The organism is uncultured Muriicola sp., assembly GCF_947258935.1.
Classification (GTDB): domain Bacteria; phylum Bacteroidota; class Bacteroidia; order Flavobacteriales; family Flavobacteriaceae; genus Muriicola.
The window spans coordinates 1-19,258 of the sequence record NZ_CAMYKH010000019.1 but is presented as its reverse complement, the minus strand read 5'-3'; the positions used below and the strand labels follow the sequence as shown (position 1 = coordinate 19,258).

Below are 19,258 nucleotides of genomic sequence, written 5' to 3'. Positions count from 1 at the left end.
TTTGTAACAAATCAACAACTTGCCAGTCTTATCGAGGGATTGGCAACAATACACTAAAAAGCACCAACCATGATTGAAATAAAAGATCTTCATAAATCTTATAAGATGGGAAGTAATTCTCTGCACGTATTAAAAGGAATCAACTTTTCCGTTGAAGCAGGTGAATTGGTGGCGATTATGGGCTCTTCTGGTTCCGGGAAATCTACCTTATTGAATATCATTGGGATGTTAGATGAGGCAGATGAGGGGGAATACGATCTTGATGGCATTCCAATCAAAAATCTAAATGAAACCAAAGCAGCCAATTACCGAAACAAATTCCTTGGATTTATTTTCCAGTCATTTAATCTGATCAACTATAAGACCGCGCTCGAAAATGTGGCACTCCCTCTCTATTATCAGAAGATGCCCAGAAAACAGCGACAGGAAAAGGCCATGAAGTACTTGGAGCAGGTAGGCCTGAAAGAATGGTCGCATCACCTGCCAAGTGAGCTTTCCGGAGGACAAAAACAACGGGTGGCTATTGCAAGAGCCATGGTAGCAGAACCCAAGGTATTGTTGGCAGATGAGTTAACAGGAGCATTGGATAGTACTACTTCTTACGAGGTAATGGAACTTATTCAAAAGATCAATGATCAAGGCAATACCATCCTGGTAGTAACCCACGAAACTGATATTGCGCAGATGTGCAAACGTATAGTGTACCTCAGGGATGGAGTTATCATTAAAGACGAAAAGGTAAAACAAGTTAGAGCCAAAGCGCATGTTTAGTAGGGATACCTGGCAGGAAATATTTCTCACCATTCGGAAGAACAAACTTCGAACCGTTCTTTCCGGATTTACGGTGTCTTTAGGGATACTGATCTTTGTGGGTCTGGTAGGTATGACCAATGGTCTTCAGAATACCTTCGAATTCTTCTTCTCTCAGGATGCTACAAATGTTATATATATTTTTCCAGGTAGAACATCTGTTCCTTACAAAGGATATAAGTCGCTACGACAGATCGAGTTTGAAAACGATGATCTTACAGATATAAAGGAAGATTTCTCCATGTTCGTGGAATATATTTCACCAAGGATATTTAGAAGTGCCTTGGTTAAATATAAAGAGGAGTCTAATAACTACACCACTATTGGGGTAGACTGGGGCCAGCAATTTGCCGAGAAGACCATTATGATGAAGGGCAGGTATATTAACCAGGAAGATGTTAAGAACAGGACCAAGAATGTTGTGATAGGCAGGTTGGTAGAACAAGACTTGTTTGGAACAATGAACTCCATGGGCAAATTTATAGATGTTGGTGGGAGTGTTTTTAAGGTAGTAGGTGTTTTCCAGGACGATGGGGGTGACAATGAGGAACGTCAACTTTATATGGCTTATACTACACGTCAATTAATTGAAAAGAATACAGATAAAATAGGGCAGATCGTTATTGGCTTTAAAGAAGAATTGGGGTATACAGGAGCCATGGTTTTTCAACGTAGTCTGGAAAAGTATCTGAAAGACAAGAAATTTATTAGTCCGGATGACGAAAATGGCTTCTTTGTTCGCAATGTAGCCGATCAGTTAAAACAAAACCAGGACTTTGCCGGGGTATTGGCCATTATAGCTGCTTTGGTAGCATTCGGTACTATCATTGCCGGAATAATTGGGATCAGCAATATAATGGTATATGTAGTGAAGGAACGTACCAAGGAAATTGGGATCCGTAAGGCTATTGGGGCAACCCCACGTTCCGTGATCTCAGTAATTCTATTAGAATCTATCTTTATCACCACCATATCGGGCTTTTTAGGAATGATCATTGGGATGGCGCTTTTAAGTACCCTGGGTGATAAGCTAATGGACGACTATTTTATATTAAATCCGGGCATCGGCACAGGACTTGCTATATCTGCAACCCTGGTCTTGATCCTTTTTGGAAGTTTGGCCGGCTATATACCTGCAAAACGCGCAGCGAGAATAAAACCGATTGAAGCTCTAAACGACGAATAATATGCGATTTTTATTTGATAAAAATACCTGGCAAGAAATCTTCGGTTCTATCGGAAAGAATAAAACGCGGACCATAATCACGGTGATTGGGGTAATGTGGGGGATATTTATCTATATAGTACTCGCAGGTGCATCCAAAGGTTTGGATAACGGTTTTGAGCGTAATTTTGAGACCGTTGCCAAAAACAGTATTTGGGCATGGTCACAGTCTACAAGCATGCCTTACGCCGGCTATAAAACTGGAAGGCGAATGCGATTAAAGGTAGGTGACGCGATTACTCTGGAAAACAGAATTCCTGAAATACAATACATAGCTCCGGTAAACACCAAAGGTGTGTTTGGAGGAGAAGCGGCCCAGGGAGTAAGAGGTCTAAAATCGAACAGTTATCCTGTTTATGGATACTTTCCGGTTATCGCAAAGATGGCAACGCAAAAGATCTATGACAATGGTCGCTTTATAAATGATGAAGACGAGGAACAGGCCAGGAAGGTATGTGTAATTGGGGAGCGTACGGAGCAGGAATTGTTTGAAAAAGATGAGGATCCTATTGGAGGATATATAAGAATTGATGGGATCTATTTCCAGGTAGTGGGTGTTCATAAATTTACACAAACTACACCATTTGGCACGGATGGGGATATTTATATTCCATTTTCAACTTTTCAAAAGCTGTATAACACTGCTGACAATGCACAGTATTTTACAATTGCGGCTTATGACGATGCCGATGTTGTACAGGTTGAGAAAGACATTAAATCTGTCTTAAAAAGTATTCATAGAGTGCACCCGGATGATGAAAGAGCCTTTGGAGCTTTTAATTTGGGAGAGATCTTTAATAAGATCATGGGGTTTGCTAATGGGCTCACATTTGTATCACTTATCGTTGGTCTTGCTACCATTTTAGCTGGTGTTATTGGTATTGGGAATATTCTTTTGATCTCGGTAAAAGAACGTACCAAGGAATTGGGGATACGCAGGGCTTTAGGTGCCACTCCTAACGAAGTAAGATCGCTTATCATTTTAGAATCTGTCTTCCTTACCATGATCGCAGGGGTCATAGGTATTATTATGGGAGCCGGAGTTTTGAATTTAATAAACAATTTAACACAGGATTCAGATTTTCCTTATACCAATCCTACGGTGCCCATACCCCTGGTCATTGGAGCGTTATTGGTGATGGTGATCTTAGGTACTTTAATAGGCCTTATTCCGGCGCAACGTGCTGTGAGTATAAAACCCATAGATGCCTTACGAGAAGAGTAATAACTAACAACTTTAAATAACACAGTAAGAAGATGAACAAATATGTAAAATATGGACTAATAGCAGTCCTAGCCTTAGGAGCTTTATGGGCCGCGGCTTTCTTTATTAAATCAAATAGTAAAGGCGCTGTTACCTATGAAACCAAGAATCCTTTTATTGCCAATATTGAAAAGAAAACGGTAGCCACAGGGAAGGTCATACCTCAGGATGAGATAGAGATCAAGCCTCAAATATCCGGGATCATTGAAAAGATATTTATGGAGGAAGGAGACCCGGTAAAAGCCGGTGATCTGATAGCTGTGATCAAAGTGGTTCCCAATGAGCAGTCGCTTAACTCTGCCAGAGGTAGGGTAAGAAATGCTGAAGCATCTTTAAACAATACTAAAATTGAGTACGACCGAAACAAACAATTGTTTGATAGAGGGGTCATCTCTAGCCAGGATTTTAATGCCCTTAAATTAAGGTATGACCAGGCGGTACTTGAACTGGAGAATTCCAGGGCAGATTATCAGATCATCCGAATTGGATCTGCGGGAGGATCGGCTAGTGCCAATACCAATATTAGGGCTACAGTGAATGGTACTATTTTAGAGATCCCGGTTGAAGTAGGTGACCAGGTTATTCAGAGTAACAACTTTAACGATGGAACAACCATAGCCACTATTGCTGACCTGAGCCAAATGATCTTCGAAGGAAAAGTGGATGAAGGTGAAGTAGGAAAATTAAGGCTTGGAATGCCGTTAGAAATTAGTTTAGGGGCAATAGAGGATCAAAAATTTGAGGCGTTACTTAAATTTATTGCTCCAAAAGGTGTAGAGGAAGCAGGTGCCGTTCAATTCAAAATTGAAGGAGATGTAAAGGTAAACGACTCTATCTTCATCAGGGCAGGTTACAGTGCGAACGCATCTTTAGTTCTTGAGAAACGGGACAGCATCCTGGTAATTCCAGAAGCCCTCTTACAATTCGATAAGGAAACAGATAAGCCTTATGTTGAGCTATCTGTGGGAGATCAGAACTTTGAACGAAAAGACATTGAAATAGGGATCTCTGACGGAGTAAATGTAGAAATAGTTTCTGGTCTTACTGAAAGTGACAATGTGAAGATCTGGAATAAAACGGAGCCGATTAAAAAGGGTGAAGAAGAAGACGAAGAGGAAGAATCTAACTCCTGATCATAATAGCAAGTAATCAAAGAATAAGCAATCAAAAAACGAGACCATGAGATTTAAAATATCCATACTACTATTCCTTTTGTCTGTGGGAACAATCACTGCACAAATGAGAAAATGGACCTTGGAGGAATGTGTCACATTTGCAGTAGATAATAACCTCACAATTGAGCAATTTGAACTAGACCTGGAGAATGCAAGAATAGATAAATCGGATGCATTAGGAAATATGCTGCCTAATTTAAATGCACAGACGAGTACCTCTGGTAGTACAGGACTTATCCTGGATCCTACGACCAATGGATTTGTTTCTGCAACTATTTTTTCAGCCAGTGCCAATGTTACTTCTGGTGTTACATTGTTTGACGGACTTCGAAATATTCACAGGATAAACAGGGCAAAACTCAGTGAGGTTTCCAACCAATATCGGCTCAATGATCTTGTAGATGATATTAGGCTGAATGTTGCCAATAACTATTTAAGCGTTCTTTCTAACAAGGAATCATTAAAGGTGGCTAAGGCCCAATATGCAGTTACTGTTGAGGATCTGAAACGGACCAAGGAACTAGTGGAGTCGGGTGTAGTACCAAGAGGTGATCTTTTGGAAGTAGAAGCAACGGCAGCTACTCAGGAGCAGACGATCATCAATAACCAAAATTTGGTATTGTTATCAAGAATTGCGCTTGCTCAACTCCTGCAGATCACGGACTATGAGAATTTCGATATCGCGGATGAAGATTTTAATGTTCCACCATCAGACATTCTTAAATATTCACCTAAAGTGATCTTTGACAAGGCATTGTCCTTTCGAAACGACATTAAATTTTCAGAAACTGGTGTAGATCTCGCAGAAAAAGATCTTGAAATTGCCAAAGGGGCGGTATTCCCAACAATTGGAGCCTTTTTTAACTACAACACCCGGTATTCTGATCAAACAAGGGATCCGTTCACAGGTGAAAAGATAGCCTTCCAGGATCAGTTGTGGATCAACGATGGGATCTCTTATGGGGCTCAGATGAACATCCCTATCTTTAATGGATTCAGCACGCGCAATAACATCAGACGTTCTCAGATCAGTGTGGAACAGGCCAGGTTGCAATTGGAACAGACCAAACTAGACCTTGAAACTACTATCAATCAGGCTTATGTAGATGTTGAAAATACGGCAAAGGCATATGAAGCTTCTCAAAAGACGCTCGATGCTCGCAGGCTGGCTTATGATTATACCAAAGATCGCTTTGAAGTAGGCCTAATGAACGCTTTCGATTTTAGTCAGGCACAATCCAGAGTAGACAACGCTGAGGCCGAGGTAATTCGCAATAAGTACAATTATATCTTTAGAATTAAGGTCCTGGAATTCTTCTATGGTCTTCCTATTGTTCTAAACTAATCTATCTTTGTGGCCTTATGGCCTTGATCTTACAGTTAGAAACAGCTTCAACCAATTGCTCCGTTTCCCTTGCCAGGGAAGGGGAGCTTTTGGCTAGTAAGGAACATAACAGTCCTTCCTTTTCCCATTCGGAACAGCTCCATCTTTTTATCTCAGAAGTTCTGGAAGAGGCAGGTGTATCACTACAGCAGCTAAATGCTATAGCGGTTAGTAAGGGTCCTGGTTCATACACCGGACTCCGAATAGGAGTTTCAGCAGCTAAAGGGCTATGTTACGTACTGGATATTCCATTGATATCTACAGCAACTCTTAAGGGAATGGCCCTGCAGAAGGAGATTGCTTCCGGGGTAGTTATTCCGATGTTGGATGCGAGAAGAATGGAGGTCTATGCTGCGGTTTTTGATGCAGACCATGCTGAAGTAGTGCCTACCAAGGCAGTGATCATTGAACCTGCTTCCTTTGCGGAATTTGCAATGAAAGGAAAAGTTTGTCTTGTTGGGAGTGGCGCTGCAAAGTGCATGGATGTACTTACGCATCCCAACTTTTCTTTTGACGATTCTCTTATACCATCCTCCAAGACAATGTCTATGGAGGCCTATAGAAAATATCAGCAAGGTTCGTTTGAAGATGTCGCGTATTTCGAACCCTATTACTTAAAGGATTTTATTCTTCAGCAGAAGAAGAAATGATCTTCCATTCCCTTTAATTTGAATAACTATCCTTTCTGATGTACATCTAATTGTGGGAAAGGGATCTCAATACCTTCTTTGTCGAAACGGGCCTTGGTCTCTTCCATCACAAAAAAGTGCGCTGCCCAGAAATCTTCATTTTTTGCCCAGAATCTCAAGGTTAGATTTACTGAACTATCTGCCAATGCGCCCACAAATACTGCGGGAGCAGGATCTTTCATGATCCCTTCCTGAGAGGCACAAATATCCAGCAGGATCTCTTTGGCTTTTTTGATGTTGGAACCATATCCTATGCCGATATCGATCTTATCCCTGCGGGTATCCTCGGCATTGTAATTAATGATGTTGTTGTTGGAGAGTTGACCATTAGGCAGAATGGCCACCTGGTTCCCAAATGTATTCAATTTTGTTGTGAAAATAGTGATCTCCTTTACCGTACCATCAACTCCCTGAGCCGAAATAAAATCGCCTACCCTGAATGGTTTAAAGACCAGGATCAGTACCCCTCCTGCAAAATTGGAAAGTGAACCCTGCAGGGCGAGGCCAACGGCTAAACCAGCCGCACCAACCAATGCCACTAGGGAAGATGATTTTACTCCCAACTGGGTTATCACCAATACAAAGAGCAATAATTTTAAGGCAATGCTGATAAAGCTTTGGAGGAACGACTCCAATGCCAGATCGTAATCTTTTTTTTGAAAGAATTTATGAACCAGTCGGTTAATGATTTTCACGATCCAATAACCTACAACAAGTATTATTGTGGCTGTTATAAGGTTTGGTAAGATCTCTATAATCCACTGTACACCCTGGTCTAAATATTCTGTATATTCTGAAAATGAGGCCATATTATTTTATTAGGCTGCAAAGCAACGGAAATTTAAGAGTATTGTCAAATTTTATTCTTTAAAGTCTTGTTAAGCCTTTAGAGAGTTCATAGTAATGAAAGTGCTTCATCTGGCGACGATACCGGAAGTTGGCATGCCCCATTTTCGCAGACATAGATCAGAGTTTTCGCAGGTTCCATCCTATTCTCAAAAAGGTTGAGTGTCCCTTTATTATCTGTTCCGGCAAGGAGAATATTTGGAAAATATTGACGCCTGATGATAGCAGCATATTCCTGATAAGATTCTCCGGTGATAACCACTTCCCGAAACGGAAAAATATGAAATAGCGGGAGTTGAAGCCAGTGAGCATGACTATTGGGATTTTTCAGGATGCTTTCACGCATATGGGCTAACATCTTTTCATAATGAGCAAAATAATCGGCTTTGGGGTAATAGCCCGATAGTTTAAATAAGCAATGAGCCATGATAGAATTGGAGGCAGGAATCACATTGTCTGTAGTTTCCAGCGACCTTCTAACCATAACCTCCTGGGTATCGGAAGTAAAATAGAACAAACCGCTTTCTTCCTGTAAAAAGTGTAGTAGACAGTAGTCCATTAGTGAAGCAGACCGTTTCAGCCACACTTCTTCAAAAGTAACTTCATATAAGGCCAAATATGCATCGATCAGAGTGGCATAGTCTTCTAAAAACCCTTCAATGGTGCTCTTTCCTTCCTTATGGTTATGGTATAGACTCCCATCTTTTTTAACTATCCTATGTTCTAAAAAGGCAGCGGTTTTTTTAGCCATGACCAGATACTTCGCATTGCCGAGATAGCGATAGGTCTCAGCCAAACCTTTGATCATCAAGGCATTCCAGGAGGTTAATATCTTATCATCTAACCTTGGTCTGGGACGTAATTCTCGCTTGGTCAACAGGCGTTTTTTACATTTCTCAATTCTTTTATTGAGGGTTTCAACATCAAGGTGGTGTTTGTTGGCTATCTCTTCATCAGTGGCATCCCGGATCAGGACATACAGTTCCTCCTCCCAAAATCCGTAGGAATTTATATTGTAATAATCTTTAAAGAGGGCAAAATCATCCTTTAATAGTTCTTGCAGTGCCGCTTCTGTCCATACATAATAAGCCCCTTCGGTAAGCTTACCTTTTTGATCGAGACTATCAGCATCCAGGGAAGAATAAAATCCGGCTTCTGGGGACATCAATTCCTGTGTCAGGAAGGTAATGGTTTCCTCTACCACTTTTTTGTACAAAATATTACCATTGGCTCCAAAGGCCTTGGCGTATAAGGAGATTAATTGGGCATTGTCATAGAGCATTTTTTCAAAATGCGGAACATGCCATTTGGTGTCTACCGAATAGCGGGAAAACCCTCCTCCCAAATGGTCATAAATGCCTCCATAGGCCATGCGGGTAAGTGTAGTGTGCACATAATCTGTGATATTCCTGTCCTGAAATAAGGTGGCATAGTGCAAGAGGAAATCGAGATTTACAGGCATCATAAATTTTGGGGCCCTCTTATGTCCTCCCAAAAAAGTATCAAAGTATTGTGACCATTGGGAGACAGCACCTTTTATGGCTTCTTTGGTGATCGTTTCCTGTTTTTCCGGAGTAGGAATGAGATTGATGCTTTGAAGGCCGTTCGCCAAATTTTGGGCATAGTCTGTTACCTTCTTAGGATCGGTCTTATAGAGTGCTGCCAATTGTTCTAAAACCGTGATCCAATCGTTCTTCCTAACATAGGTAGCTCCCCAGAAAGGGCGGCCATCTGGTAAAGCCACAATATTCAGGGGCCAGCCACCGCTTCCGGTCATCATCTGTAATGCATCCATATAGATATGGTCCACATCTGGTCTTTCTTCCCTGTCTATCTTTATATTGACAAAATGCTGATTCATTACTTCGGCGACTTCCTCATCTTCAAAACACTGATGTTCCATCACATGACACCAGTGGCAAGCGGCGTACCCTATACTGATCAAAATCAGTTTATTTTCTTTTTTAGCTTGGGCAAGGACTTCGGGATTCCAGGCATTCCAGTTTACCGGATTGTGGGCATGCTGTAAAAGATACGGACTGGTTTCACGGATCAGGGCATTGGTATGTGCTGAGGGTGTATTCAAGGTATGCAGCTTTACAAAATGATCAAAAAAAAAGCACCAATAAAGGTGCTTTATATTTTTTTTAAAAGACCTACTTCACTTCGAAAGTGATCTTTACATTTACTCTAAAATCATCTACCCTTCCGTCTTTTACGGTGGCGCTTTGTTCATTCACATAAACCGAACGAATGTTTTTTACCGATTTAGAGGCCTGAGCGACCGCTTTTTGGGTTGCATCTTCCCAGCTTTCACTAGAATTTGCTAATACTTCTATTACTTTTAAAATTGACATAATACTTACATTTTAGGTTCCTTTAAAGGTCCGAAGAATTTGAAGAAATTGCAAGTATTCAGAAGGGTATTAGCCATTGATAGCAACAACTTCATGTATCTTATCTCCCATCATGTTTTTAAGCATGGTCTCAATGCCGTTTTTTAAGGTAAAGGTAGAAGAGGGGCAGCCACTACAAGCGCCTTGTAAAATCACGTTCACGGTCTTTAGCTCTTCATCATAGGATTGAAAGAGAATATTCCCCCCATCCATGGCAACCGCCGGTTTCACATATTCTTCCAGGATCTGGATGATCTGTTGAGAGGTTTCGTCATCGGATGCAATTGCCGCCTGTTTTTCGGGATTTTTGTTACTTTGAGTTGTCTCTGCCTGTGCCGATACAATTTCTTTTCCTTCAGCAATATGAACACGGATCATTTCCCGAAGTTCCATGGTAATATCATTCCAATCCGCTACCTCATACTTCATAACTGAAATGTAGTTCTCATCCATAAAAACTTCCTTTACAAAAGGAAAATGGAAGAGTGCTTTAGCCAATTCAGAATCCTGGGCCTCATCAATGTTCTTAAATTCAAAAGTGGCAGGCACTAATTTCTTGTTGGCCACAAATTTCATCACAGACGGATTTGGAGTTACCTCTGCATACAAGGTAATAGCCACTTTAGTTGCTGGGGCCTCTTCAATGATCACAGGGGCACCAGAATTAAGATATTCTACTAATTGCTGGGCTACTTCATTTTGTACATCCTCCCAGGCGACAATATCAAATCGTTCCAAGGCAATAAAATTGCCGGAAATGTATACTGTCTTTACAAAAGGAAGGTAAAATAGTTGCTGCGCCAATGGGGACGCTTTGGCCTCATCTATATTTTTGAACTCGTAATTGGTGTTGGTTGTAAGAAAGTGATTGGCCTCAAATTTTAAGATAGCCGGGGTATTGGTCTCCTTCACGGTAATTATATACTCTTTCATGCTGTCTATTTTAAGCAAAAATACAACCATTTTTCAAGCTAACCAGCATATAATAATGTTCGCTTTAAGCCGTTATACATTATATTTGAACGTACAGCCATTCACTTTGTCCCATCCTAGATGAGAAAACTCTTTTTTATTTTAATTGCTTACCTCGGCTTCATTGGTACTTCTAATGCGCAAGAGGGCATCCCTGTTTATTTTGATTATTTATCGGATAATTACTATCTGGTGCACCCATCTATGGCGGGTATAGGGCTGGGAGGTAAAATACGGCTTACGGCCAGAAAACAATGGTTTAATGTAGATGAAGCACCCAATTTACAGACTTTAAGTGTTAATTGGAGGTTAGGAGAGAGCCCAGGTGGGGTAGGAGTTATCTTGTTCAATGACGCTAATGGCTACCATTCACAAACAGGCTTAAAGGGTACATATGCCCATCATTTGCAATTTGGAGAAGATATCAGATTACTTAATCAGTTGTCTTTTGGACTTAGTGCTGGCTTTATCCTTAGCAGCCTGGACGAAACCGAATTCCGGTCGGTTATTCCAGATCCGATTATTTCCGGTGCGAGGAATAGTGTAGGTTATTTTAATGTCGATTTTGGCATGTCTTATAATTATATGGAATTCTATGCCCACGCTACCTTATTAAATGCACTTGGGAGTGGAAGAGACTTGTATACTGCCATTGAATTTGATAATCTAAGGAGGTATTTGTTTTCCGTAGGCTATATTTTTGGAAAAACTGAATGGCGAGTAGAACCTTCGATCTTATTTCAGATCACTGAATTTACGCAAGAAGAAACAGTAGATCTTAATGCAAAAGTTTATAAAGATGTTCCGTTTGGGACCGTTTGGGCCGGACTTTCCTATCGCAGAAGCTTTGATGGGGCTCAGTACCAAGCCAATGGACAGTTTGGGGAGCAGCGCTTACAACTATTCACGCCTATTATTGGAGTGAACTATAACCGCTTTATGTTCTCTTATAATTACTCTTATCAGAATGGGGACATTCGTTTTGACAATGGTGGTTTCCACCAGATCACCCTGGGGTACGATTTTGGTCCGGAACGTCAGAACAGGTTCGATTGTTTTTGCCCTGCTGCCAACTAGAAAAGGACTCCAAGAAGAATCTTGAAGTCCGTTTATCTTGACTATTCTAAATTTTACTCCCAATACAGATTTTTTTGAGCAGCCTGTTTTTTAATGGCTTTTAACATAGCTTGCTCTAGTTCTCCTGTTTCGTTCTTCTCTTGCTTGGCCAGATATTCTTCTCGTTTTGCATTTGCCTGCTGTATTTCCTTCTGAACACGTTGACGTTCTGCTTTTTTTTCGGCTAGGAATTCCTGTATCTGTCCTTCAGATTTTCCTCTGAGCGAAGCAGGGAGCGTTTCTTTTTTAATTTTAGCCAGGTCAAAATCTTTCCTTGAGGAAGCGTCTACAAGATCCCATTCTGCATTATTGTAAATTTCAGAACTTTTACTTACGGCACGTTTTACGGCTACCGCCTCCTGCAATTCCATGGCTTCCGAATCTTGTTCCTCCTGTATGGCCATACGACTAACACCCATGGCACCATATGATACATATGTGTTATTCAATCGTGCATTCAGTCGGATGATGATTTCATCATAGGGAGTTTTAATATGTACAACCTGCCTATTATGGTCAATGGCCATATATTCCCCTCCGCCAAGTAGGGCGCCTTCCTGCCAATGAGTTTTTATTCCTTGTCTGTAATCGCCGCAAAAAATGGTATTCACAATTACATCCTTCTCTTTGGCATTTATAACAGATTCCCTAAAATCCTTTTTACCCTGTGTAAAAGGTTCATTGCCTGCAATAAATATCATTTTTAAATCGTCTGGATTTTTACCCCAATCTAATTGTCGCAGGGACTGGTGGATTACCTGTCCGCAATATTCTTCTCCCCCGTTTGTCGTAAGCGAAAATAATTTTGCCGAGATTTCATCCAGGTCACTACTGAAACCAAGTACTTGCTGCACATATCCCTCCTGTGACGCTAGGTCATTGTTACCATACTGGTAAAGCGCTATCTGCAGGCCAGGGCGACTATTGTTACCACATTTAGCATAGGCAAATTGGTTAACAATGTCCCAGAGTTGTGATTTTGCCTGATTGATAAGTCCGTCCATACTATTACTGGTATCTAACAATAGCGCGATTTTCACCACAGGCTGCCTGGAATGTATTTTAGATTCCGGGTTACTCTGGAGATCATTAGATGAGAAGTGTTCTGCAGATTTTTGATTATGAGCAAAGCTTGTTCCTATAAATAGTAATAACAAGAGCATCATTGTTTTGTGGGCATACTTTTTCATTTGTTTTTATTTAAAGGGTTATGATATTAGGTGAAAAGTACGGTGCAACTTTTTTTTAAAAAACCGGCAATGAGTGAACAGGTCATCTGAATGAGGGAACAGGCAGGTTGCTTTCGGGAAGTTTAAAAAAGCATACGTTTATTGCAAGGATCGGCGCAAAGACCATTTTTTAAAACGATTCAAATGGACTAAGTTTATCCTAATAATACGAATCATGCGAGTAAAATTACTTTTAGTAATAGCGATGCTCCTGGTCGTTTCTAATGCTAACTCCCAGACACAAAATCAAAGAAAGGAACTAAGCATTAAAGGGACGGTTAAAGAGAAAAATAGTAATGCTCCTATTGCTGGGGCCGAAGTAGTTTCTAACCAAGGACGTTATACTTCTACAAATGCCCTGGGCGAATTTTCGATTAAGGCTGCGATAGGGGACATATTAACGTTTACCAGCGCAGAGTTTGAGACTATAAACCATACTATTCAAGGTGATGATAAGATTTTGGTATTGGTGGAAGGCTATAATGAAATTTCCGCTAGCAGAACAGCAAAGGCCCTTTCTGTTGCTGGTACTGCCCGGCATAAGGCTTATCTGGATTCGGCCAGGATGTTTAAACCGACCAATATTGAAAAAAGTATAGATTATATCGCCAGTTCTATTGCAGAATTAGGGAATAGGGGTAATAAAAAGGAACTGGCCGCATCTCTTGTTGTACTGGCAGAGGTGTATAATTACTATCAGCAGTTAGACCTTGCAATCGTCAATTATAAAGATGCGCTTGAAGCGCATTACAGCAGCAGTACCGCAATTGCTTTGGGAAAAGTTTATAATGTAAACCGTCAATGGGAAGAAGCGATAACCATCTTAACACCCTTGGAAAAAAACACGGCTCTTGTACCCTATCAGCGGGTGGAAATTTATGAAAACCTGGGTGAAGCCCATTCAGGTTTGGGAGATACCAATAAGGCAGTTGCCTATTATCAGGAAGGATTAAAAATTGCGACAAAAAATCAGATCAGTCCAAAAATTCCAGATCTAAATTCCAAAATTGCCGATGCTTATTCACAAGTGAACCGTTTGGAAGAAGCGAATGCTTATTATGATAATTCCTTAAGAGAGGCTAAGAAACAGACACCGAAAAGAGCAATTCAGGAAAAAGAAAAGGTAGCTGATTTTCTGAATAAAAGAAATCAGTATGATGATGAGATACAGTTGCGGAAAAGTAGCTTACAGGAAATGGAGCAAATTCAGGCCCCTGTTGGTAAAAATTTAGGTAATCTAAAAAGTGCTGACTCTATAACCAGTCAGCGAATCAACTATAAAATTGCCAATGCTTATATAGCCCAGGATAAATACGATGAGGCCGTTCCCTATTTGGAACGGAGTATTGCAACCGCAGACCAAGAAGAAGATCTATTTGTTCAAAAAGATGCCACAAGGAAATTGTCTGAGGTATACAGTCGCCAAGGTGATTTTGACAGGGCTTTGGAAACCTATCAAAAGTACGTTGCCGTAGTAGACACCTTATATAGCCGCAAAGAACAGGAAATATCACGGGCAGCTAGGTTAAATCGGGAAATAGCGGCATCCCAGAACCGCATTACAGGCCTGGAACAAGAGCGAGAATTATCTCAGAGTAAATATGACCTGGCCCTGGCAGAGCAGCGGTTGACAGAAGAAAGTAACAAGAGGCAGTTGTGGGTCATTTATTCTTTGCTATTCGGGATGCTTTTCATGTCGCTTGCAGCCTTCTTTTTCTACCGAAGTACACAAAAACAAAAACTGGCGAACAACCTGTTAGCTTTAAAATCGCTCAGATCCCAGATGAACCCCCATTTTATTTTTAATGCCTTGAATTCCGTCAATAACTATATTTCCAAACACGACGAAAGAAGCGCCAACAGGTATTTGAGCGATTTTTCCACGCTGATGCGTACGGTTCTCGAAAACTCAGAAGAAGATTTTATAGCACTAAATAAGGAGATTGAATTACTGGAATTATATTTGAAACTGGAGCATTCCAGGTTCCCTGATAAATTTTCGTACAGCATGGAAGTGGAAGATTCTATCAACCGGGAGGTCTATAAAATACCTCCGATGCTGTTACAACCCTATATCGAAAATGCTATTTGGCATGGACTTCGCTATAGAGAATCTTCAGGTCTCCTAAAAATTAGTGTCTCACAAAAAAATAATGAAAGCCTGGAGATTTGTATAGAAGATAATGGTATAGGCAGAAAGAAGTCGGCCGCATTAAAGACGCAGCATCAAAAAAAACAACGATCTACTGCCATGCGGAATATTAAAAAACGAATCGCCATTTTGAATGATATGTACAAAAATAATATTTCGGTTGAGGTCAGGGATTTGAATGAGAATGGCTCGGGAACGCAGGTTATTTTAACATTAAATAAAAGTTGATGAAGTTAAGAGCTGTTATTATCGATGATGAGGTTACTAGCAGGGAAATACTCCGGAATTATCTCAGAGACTATTGCAGTGAGGTAAATGTTGTGGGTGAAGCAGCTGACATAGCAGAAGGGATTACTCTTATTAAAAGTGAACAGCCCAATTTGGTGTTCCTGGATGTGGAAATGCCATTTGGAAATGCTTTTGACCTTCTTGAGAAATTGCCCAACAGGACTTTTGAGACAGTTTTTGTTACAGCTTATGATCAGTATGCCATAGAAGCGCTAAACCAGCATGCAGCATATTATCTTATGAAGCCAATAAATATAGATGAGCTTATAAAATCTGTCGCCTATGTGGAGGAGATTATTTCGAAGGAAGATCTCTTGAATGATCGAATTTTATCCACAACAATAAAGAAAGCAGAAGGCAAGATTACGTTACCACAATTAGATGGTTTTCAGGTACTCAATGTGTCGGATATATTATATTGTAAAGCCGATGACAATTATACCGAGATTTTTATAGCTGACAGGAAGATTCTAGTAAGTAAGACCCTCAAATATTTTGAGGAATCTCTCGCAGAATTTCATTTTGTACGCATTCATAAATCTTTTCTGGTGAATATTAATGAGGTAGTAAAATATAGAAAAGGCAAAGGCGGAAGTGTTGTAATTTCGAATGGTAAAGAGTTGATGGTGTCTGCTTCCAGAAAAAAGGAATTACTTTCGTATTTCGAATAAATGAGAGGTAGATTACCCGTGTTAATTACAATTTAGTGCTATGATAATTAAAACAATTAAGGGGAAGACCCCAAAATTCGGCAAAGAGTGTTTTATAGCTGATAATGCCACTATTGTTGGTGATGTGGTCATGGGTGATGAATGTAGTGTATGGTTCAATGCGGTGATCCGTGGCGATGTGCATTATATCAGGATAGGAAATAAGGTAAATGTACAAGATGGTGCTATTATTCATTGTACCTACCAAAAAGCACCAACAAACATTGGAAATAACGTGTCCATAGCTCATAACGCAATTGTACATGGCTGTACCGTTGAGGATAATGTATTGATAGGTATGGGTAGTATTATTATGGACGACTGTATAGTGGGCTCTAATAGCATAATAGCAGCCGGAGCTGTGCTCACCAAAGGCACCGTAGTGCCGTCGGGAACGGTTTATGGTGGGATGCCCGCAAAAAAGTTAAAAGATATTAGTCCGGAACTAAGTCAGGGTGAGATACTGCGCATTGCCAACTCCTATGTAAAATACGCCAGTTGGTTTAAGGAGGAATAGTAAAAATGGGAGGAATCTTTATTTATTGCCAAACGAAAATACCGACGAGACCATTGACAAACTTTTTAACACCACACAAGCCCCTGGCTTTATCCCGAATTACCGAAAAACCCGTATATTTAATAAACAAGATAGCGTGCGAATTGAATTAAACGAGTCGTAATAATGGCAACGCGTAACTATCAGGGGGAAAAATTTGACGTGCAAGGGGTGGACCCGGTGGTCGATGCCCTTACCGTGGAAGAAGCCCTGCAAATCAACATTAATGGAAAGCCCTTCACCATGTCCATGCGGACACCGGGCGCAGATAACGACCTGATCCGCGGGTTGTTGCACAGCGAAGCCATAATATCTTCAACACAGTTTCACCCTAAGACCATATTTCAAAAGGAAAATGAAGAGGGCATTGTAACCGTTGTAGATTTAGAAATCCCGCAGGCCTATCTGGGTGTCGGCTATTCCAACAGCCGAAGTCTGTTGTCTGTTTCTTCCTGTGGGATTTGTGGTAAAACAGAACTTGGGGAACAGAACTATATGGGCGAGACCATAGAGGCATCCACGCAATTTTCCGCAGAAAGTTTTACAGATATGTTTGTGCAAATGAATCGTGGCCAGCATGATTTCAAACAATCCGGGGGTACCCATGCAGCTGCACTATTCGATGCCAATGGATCCCTGCTGGTGGTTAAGGAAGATATAGGGCGCCATAACGCCGTGGACAAAGCAATCGGGTGGTTGCTGTTAGTGGGAAGGTTAGACGAAGCCAAATCGATGACGGTCAGCGGGCGCATCTCCTACGAGATAACTATTAAAGCATTTAAAGCGGGAATCCCATTTTTAGCCGCCGTATCGGCTCCGTCTTCCCTGGCCGTGGATTATGCCAAAGAATTCGGTATTACCCTTCTTGGCTTTTGTCGTGAAGGACGGGCCACCTGTTACGCCCACCCCTATCGATTAAACAATAACCGAGTTAGTTCCCTGAACCCTAAAGTAAGCTAGCGTATGTCCGACAATTTAAGCGAACTACTTGGCCGTAAAGGCCTTCAAGAAAACCTTTTTGACAAACTGGGAAACCTGGCGCAGCCTGCCGGTACGCCAGATGAAAAGGAACTTGCCCTGCTCGCGGAGGAGTTTTTGATCGGCAAAGCCAATACCTTCGGGACAGCTTCTTTTTACGACTTTCTCAAACCCGAAAACAAGGGTAAAAAAGTGTATGTATGTAACGGTACGGCATGTGAGTGTGCTGGCACCCAAGCAGCGGTACTAGAAAAACTCAGGACGGAATTCTCTGCGAATCAGATTGGGCATATGACATGTTTGGGGCGATGCCACGAAAATGCTTCTTTTCATTTTCAGGGCCGAAATTTTTCGGGAACAGCTATCGATAAACTGACGGCCATCGTTAAGGACAAAGCCCAAAGCCGGCCCGATACTTACCATGTGGGTGCCAACCATGAGGGCATTCTGACCAAGCCCTTTAGCAGTATTGAAGAATATTACAAACCCTGGCTGGAGGTGTTACAAAATAAACCAGAAGGGCCGCTGGAAGCGATCAAAACCTCCAACCTTCGGGGCAGAGGGGGTGCAGGATTCCCTATGGGCCTCAAACTTGAGTTTTGCAGCAAGGCGAAAGGGGATGTCAAATTCATTATATGCAATGCAGACGAAGGGGACCCCGGGGCTTATTCCGACAGGTATTTGCTGGAACAGCGGCCTCATTCGGTGCTTTTTGGCATGCTAGTTAGCGGCTACGTAACCGGAGCACATCACGGGATTGTATATATTCGGGCCGAGTACCCGGAGGCAGTAAACATTGTTCAAAATGCCATTGAGCAGCTAAAAGACCATGCCCTGGTTGGGCAAAACATACATGGAAGCGGTTTTGATTTTGAATTTAAAATAATTCAGGCTCAGGGTTCCTACATTTGCGGGGAAGAAACAGCACTGATCAATTCCATAGAAGGACAGCGCCCTGAAGTCAGGATCCGTCCTCCATATCCCGCCCAACGCGGGCTCTTCAACAAACCTACCGTAGTAAATAACGTCGAAACCCTGGCTGCGGTACACTACATTATCAGCGAGGGAGGGGCCGCTTGGAAGGCAATTGGCACCGAGAAGTCTTCAGGTACTAAATTGGTGTGCCTGGACAGTTTTTTTAAACGCCCCGGGATCTACGAAGTGGTCATGGGAACTCCGATGAAAACAGTGATTTATGAACTTGGAGGTGGATTTATAAGCCCGGTAAAGGCTTTACAGATAGGAGGTCCTTTAGGTGGGGTAGTTCCTGTTAAAAAACTGGACGAGCTTACCCTGGATTTTGAATCCTTTGCAAATGCTGGGTTTTTACTGGGACACGGTTCAGTGGTTAGTATCCCGGAAAATTATCCCATGATGCGCTACATTGAGCATCTGTTCGATTTTGCCGCCTACGAAAGTTGCGGTAAGTGCTTTCCCTGCAGATTGGGGACAAAACGAGGACATGAAA

General features: G+C 41.4%; 17 protein-coding genes. 12 read left to right on the top strand and 5 right to left on the bottom strand.

Annotation, left to right across the window (positions count from 1 at the left end):
• The first annotated feature begins 69 nt into the window (after positions 1–69).
• From Q0X72_RS05240 to tsaB, 6 genes are read left to right on the top strand one after another with little or no spacing between them, the layout of a single operon-like run.
• Positions 70–771, top strand: coding sequence for an ABC transporter ATP-binding protein (locus Q0X72_RS05240; RefSeq protein ID WP_297762594.1), 702 nt, complete (start codon positions 70–72; stop codon positions 769–771).
• Entirely contained in the window at positions 764–1,996 is a 1,233-nt protein-coding gene (locus tag Q0X72_RS05235; RefSeq protein WP_297762593.1) for an ABC transporter permease, read from the top strand. Before Q0X72_RS05240 ends, Q0X72_RS05235 begins: the two co-directional genes overlap by 8 nt.
• Position 1,997: 1 nt before the next feature.
• The gene (locus Q0X72_RS05230) at positions 1,998–3,260 is read left to right on the top strand and encodes an ABC transporter permease (RefSeq protein ID WP_297762592.1); all 1,263 of its coding nucleotides are present in this window, start codon (positions 1,998–2,000) and stop codon (positions 3,258–3,260) included.
• A gap of 32 nt (positions 3,261–3,292) precedes the next feature.
• Positions 3,293–4,432, top strand: coding sequence for an efflux RND transporter periplasmic adaptor subunit (locus tag Q0X72_RS05225; protein ID WP_297762591.1), 1,140 nt, complete (start codon positions 3,293–3,295; stop codon positions 4,430–4,432).
• A gap of 46 nt (positions 4,433–4,478) precedes the next feature.
• Complete coding sequence (locus Q0X72_RS05220) at positions 4,479–5,819, top strand: TolC family protein (protein WP_297762590.1); 1,341 nt, start codon at positions 4,479–4,481, stop codon at positions 5,817–5,819.
• Between the two features lie 17 nt (positions 5,820–5,836).
• Positions 5,837–6,508, top strand: coding sequence for a tRNA (adenosine(37)-N6)-threonylcarbamoyltransferase complex dimerization subunit type 1 TsaB (tsaB, locus tag Q0X72_RS05215; protein WP_297762589.1), 672 nt, complete (start codon positions 5,837–5,839; stop codon positions 6,506–6,508).
• A 26-nt stretch (positions 6,509–6,534) separates the two neighbouring features.
• On the opposite strand, the gene Q0X72_RS05210 is transcribed toward tsaB, so the two are convergent.
• The 4 genes from Q0X72_RS05210 to Q0X72_RS05195 all read right to left on the bottom strand — a co-directional run bounded on the left by Q0X72_RS05210 (position 6,535) and on the right by Q0X72_RS05195 (position 10,722).
• Positions 6,535–7,356, bottom strand: a complete 822-nt coding sequence (locus tag Q0X72_RS05210) for a mechanosensitive ion channel domain-containing protein (protein WP_297762588.1) — start codon at positions 7,354–7,356, stop codon at positions 6,535–6,537.
• An 86-nt stretch (positions 7,357–7,442) separates the two neighbouring features.
• On the bottom strand, positions 7,443–9,479 hold the full coding sequence (locus Q0X72_RS05205; protein ID WP_297762587.1) for a thioredoxin domain-containing protein: 2,037 nt from the start codon (positions 9,477–9,479) through the stop codon (positions 7,443–7,445).
• Between the two features lie 70 nt (positions 9,480–9,549).
• Positions 9,550–9,750 (bottom strand): dodecin family protein, encoded by a 201-nt coding sequence (locus tag Q0X72_RS05200; protein WP_297762586.1) that lies wholly within the window; start codon positions 9,748–9,750, stop codon positions 9,550–9,552.
• A 69-nt stretch (positions 9,751–9,819) separates the two neighbouring features.
• Positions 9,820–10,722: a NifU family protein gene (locus Q0X72_RS05195; protein ID WP_297762585.1), complete on the bottom strand. Its 903-nt coding sequence runs from the start codon at positions 10,720–10,722 to the stop codon at positions 9,820–9,822.
• Between the two features lie 120 nt (positions 10,723–10,842).
• Here Q0X72_RS05195 and Q0X72_RS05190 point away from each other — a divergent pair, with 120 nt between their 5' ends.
• Entirely contained in the window at positions 10,843–11,838 is a 996-nt protein-coding gene (locus Q0X72_RS05190; RefSeq protein ID WP_297762584.1) for a type IX secretion system membrane protein PorP/SprF, read from the top strand.
• Between the two features lie 53 nt (positions 11,839–11,891).
• Here the strand turns inward: Q0X72_RS05190 and Q0X72_RS05185 are convergent, their stop codons facing one another.
• On the bottom strand, positions 11,892–13,067 hold the full coding sequence (locus Q0X72_RS05185; protein ID WP_297762583.1) for a vWA domain-containing protein: 1,176 nt from the start codon (positions 13,065–13,067) through the stop codon (positions 11,892–11,894).
• A 214-nt stretch (positions 13,068–13,281) separates the two neighbouring features.
• Here Q0X72_RS05185 and Q0X72_RS05180 point away from each other — a divergent pair, with 214 nt between their 5' ends.
• From Q0X72_RS05180 to Q0X72_RS05160, 5 genes are all read left to right on the top strand, one after another.
• On the top strand, positions 13,282–15,486 hold the full coding sequence (locus tag Q0X72_RS05180) for a histidine kinase (protein ID WP_297762582.1): 2,205 nt from the start codon (positions 13,282–13,284) through the stop codon (positions 15,484–15,486).
• Positions 15,486–16,217: a LytTR family DNA-binding domain-containing protein gene (locus Q0X72_RS05175; RefSeq protein WP_297762581.1), complete on the top strand. Its 732-nt coding sequence runs from the start codon at positions 15,486–15,488 to the stop codon at positions 16,215–16,217. The genes Q0X72_RS05180 and Q0X72_RS05175 overlap by 1 nt, the downstream gene beginning before the upstream one ends.
• A 40-nt stretch (positions 16,218–16,257) precedes the next feature.
• Positions 16,258–16,773 (top strand): gamma carbonic anhydrase family protein, encoded by a 516-nt coding sequence (locus tag Q0X72_RS05170; RefSeq protein WP_297762580.1) that lies wholly within the window; start codon positions 16,258–16,260, stop codon positions 16,771–16,773.
• Positions 16,774–16,938: 165 nt separating this feature from the next.
• Positions 16,939–17,772 (top strand): formate dehydrogenase accessory sulfurtransferase FdhD, encoded by an 834-nt coding sequence (gene fdhD / locus Q0X72_RS05165; protein ID WP_297762579.1) that lies wholly within the window; start codon positions 16,939–16,941, stop codon positions 17,770–17,772.
• A gap of 3 nt (positions 17,773–17,775) precedes the next feature.
• On the top strand, positions 17,776–19,258 hold a 1,483-nt coding region (locus tag Q0X72_RS05160), incomplete at its 3' end, for an NADH-ubiquinone oxidoreductase-F iron-sulfur binding region domain-containing protein (RefSeq protein WP_297762578.1).

Excerpts from the sequence above, each read along its gene's own strand:
- Q0X72_RS05240 (WP_297762594.1), top strand. The coding sequence starts at position 70 with ATGATTGAAATAAAAGATCTTCATAAATCTTATAAGATGGGAAGTAAT.
- Q0X72_RS05235 (WP_297762593.1), top strand. The coding sequence starts at position 764 with ATGTTTAGTAGGGATACCTGGCAGGAAATATTTCTCACCATTCGGAAG.
- Q0X72_RS05230 (WP_297762592.1), top strand. The coding sequence starts at position 1,998 with ATGCGATTTTTATTTGATAAAAATACCTGGCAAGAAATCTTCGGTTCT.
- Q0X72_RS05225 (WP_297762591.1), top strand. The coding sequence starts at position 3,293 with ATGAACAAATATGTAAAATATGGACTAATAGCAGTCCTAGCCTTAGGA.
- Q0X72_RS05220 (WP_297762590.1), top strand. The coding sequence starts at position 4,479 with ATGAGATTTAAAATATCCATACTACTATTCCTTTTGTCTGTGGGAACA.
- tsaB (WP_297762589.1), top strand. The coding sequence starts at position 5,837 with ATGGCCTTGATCTTACAGTTAGAAACAGCTTCAACCAATTGCTCCGTT.
- Q0X72_RS05210 (WP_297762588.1), bottom strand. The coding sequence starts at position 7,356 with ATGGCCTCATTTTCAGAATATACAGAATATTTAGACCAGGGTGTACAG.
- Q0X72_RS05200 (WP_297762586.1), bottom strand. The coding sequence starts at position 9,750 with ATGTCAATTTTAAAAGTAATAGAAGTATTAGCAAATTCTAGTGAAAGC.
- Q0X72_RS05195 (WP_297762585.1), bottom strand. The coding sequence starts at position 10,722 with ATGAAAGAGTATATAATTACCGTGAAGGAGACCAATACCCCGGCTATC.
- Q0X72_RS05190 (WP_297762584.1), top strand. The coding sequence starts at position 10,843 with ATGAGAAAACTCTTTTTTATTTTAATTGCTTACCTCGGCTTCATTGGT.
- Q0X72_RS05185 (WP_297762583.1), bottom strand. The coding sequence starts at position 13,067 with ATGAAAAAGTATGCCCACAAAACAATGATGCTCTTGTTATTACTATTT.
- Q0X72_RS05180 (WP_297762582.1), top strand. The coding sequence starts at position 13,282 with ATGCGAGTAAAATTACTTTTAGTAATAGCGATGCTCCTGGTCGTTTCT.
- Q0X72_RS05175 (WP_297762581.1), top strand. The coding sequence starts at position 15,486 with ATGAAGTTAAGAGCTGTTATTATCGATGATGAGGTTACTAGCAGGGAA.
- Q0X72_RS05170 (WP_297762580.1), top strand. The coding sequence starts at position 16,258 with ATGATAATTAAAACAATTAAGGGGAAGACCCCAAAATTCGGCAAAGAG.
- fdhD (WP_297762579.1), top strand. The coding sequence starts at position 16,939 with ATGGCAACGCGTAACTATCAGGGGGAAAAATTTGACGTGCAAGGGGTG.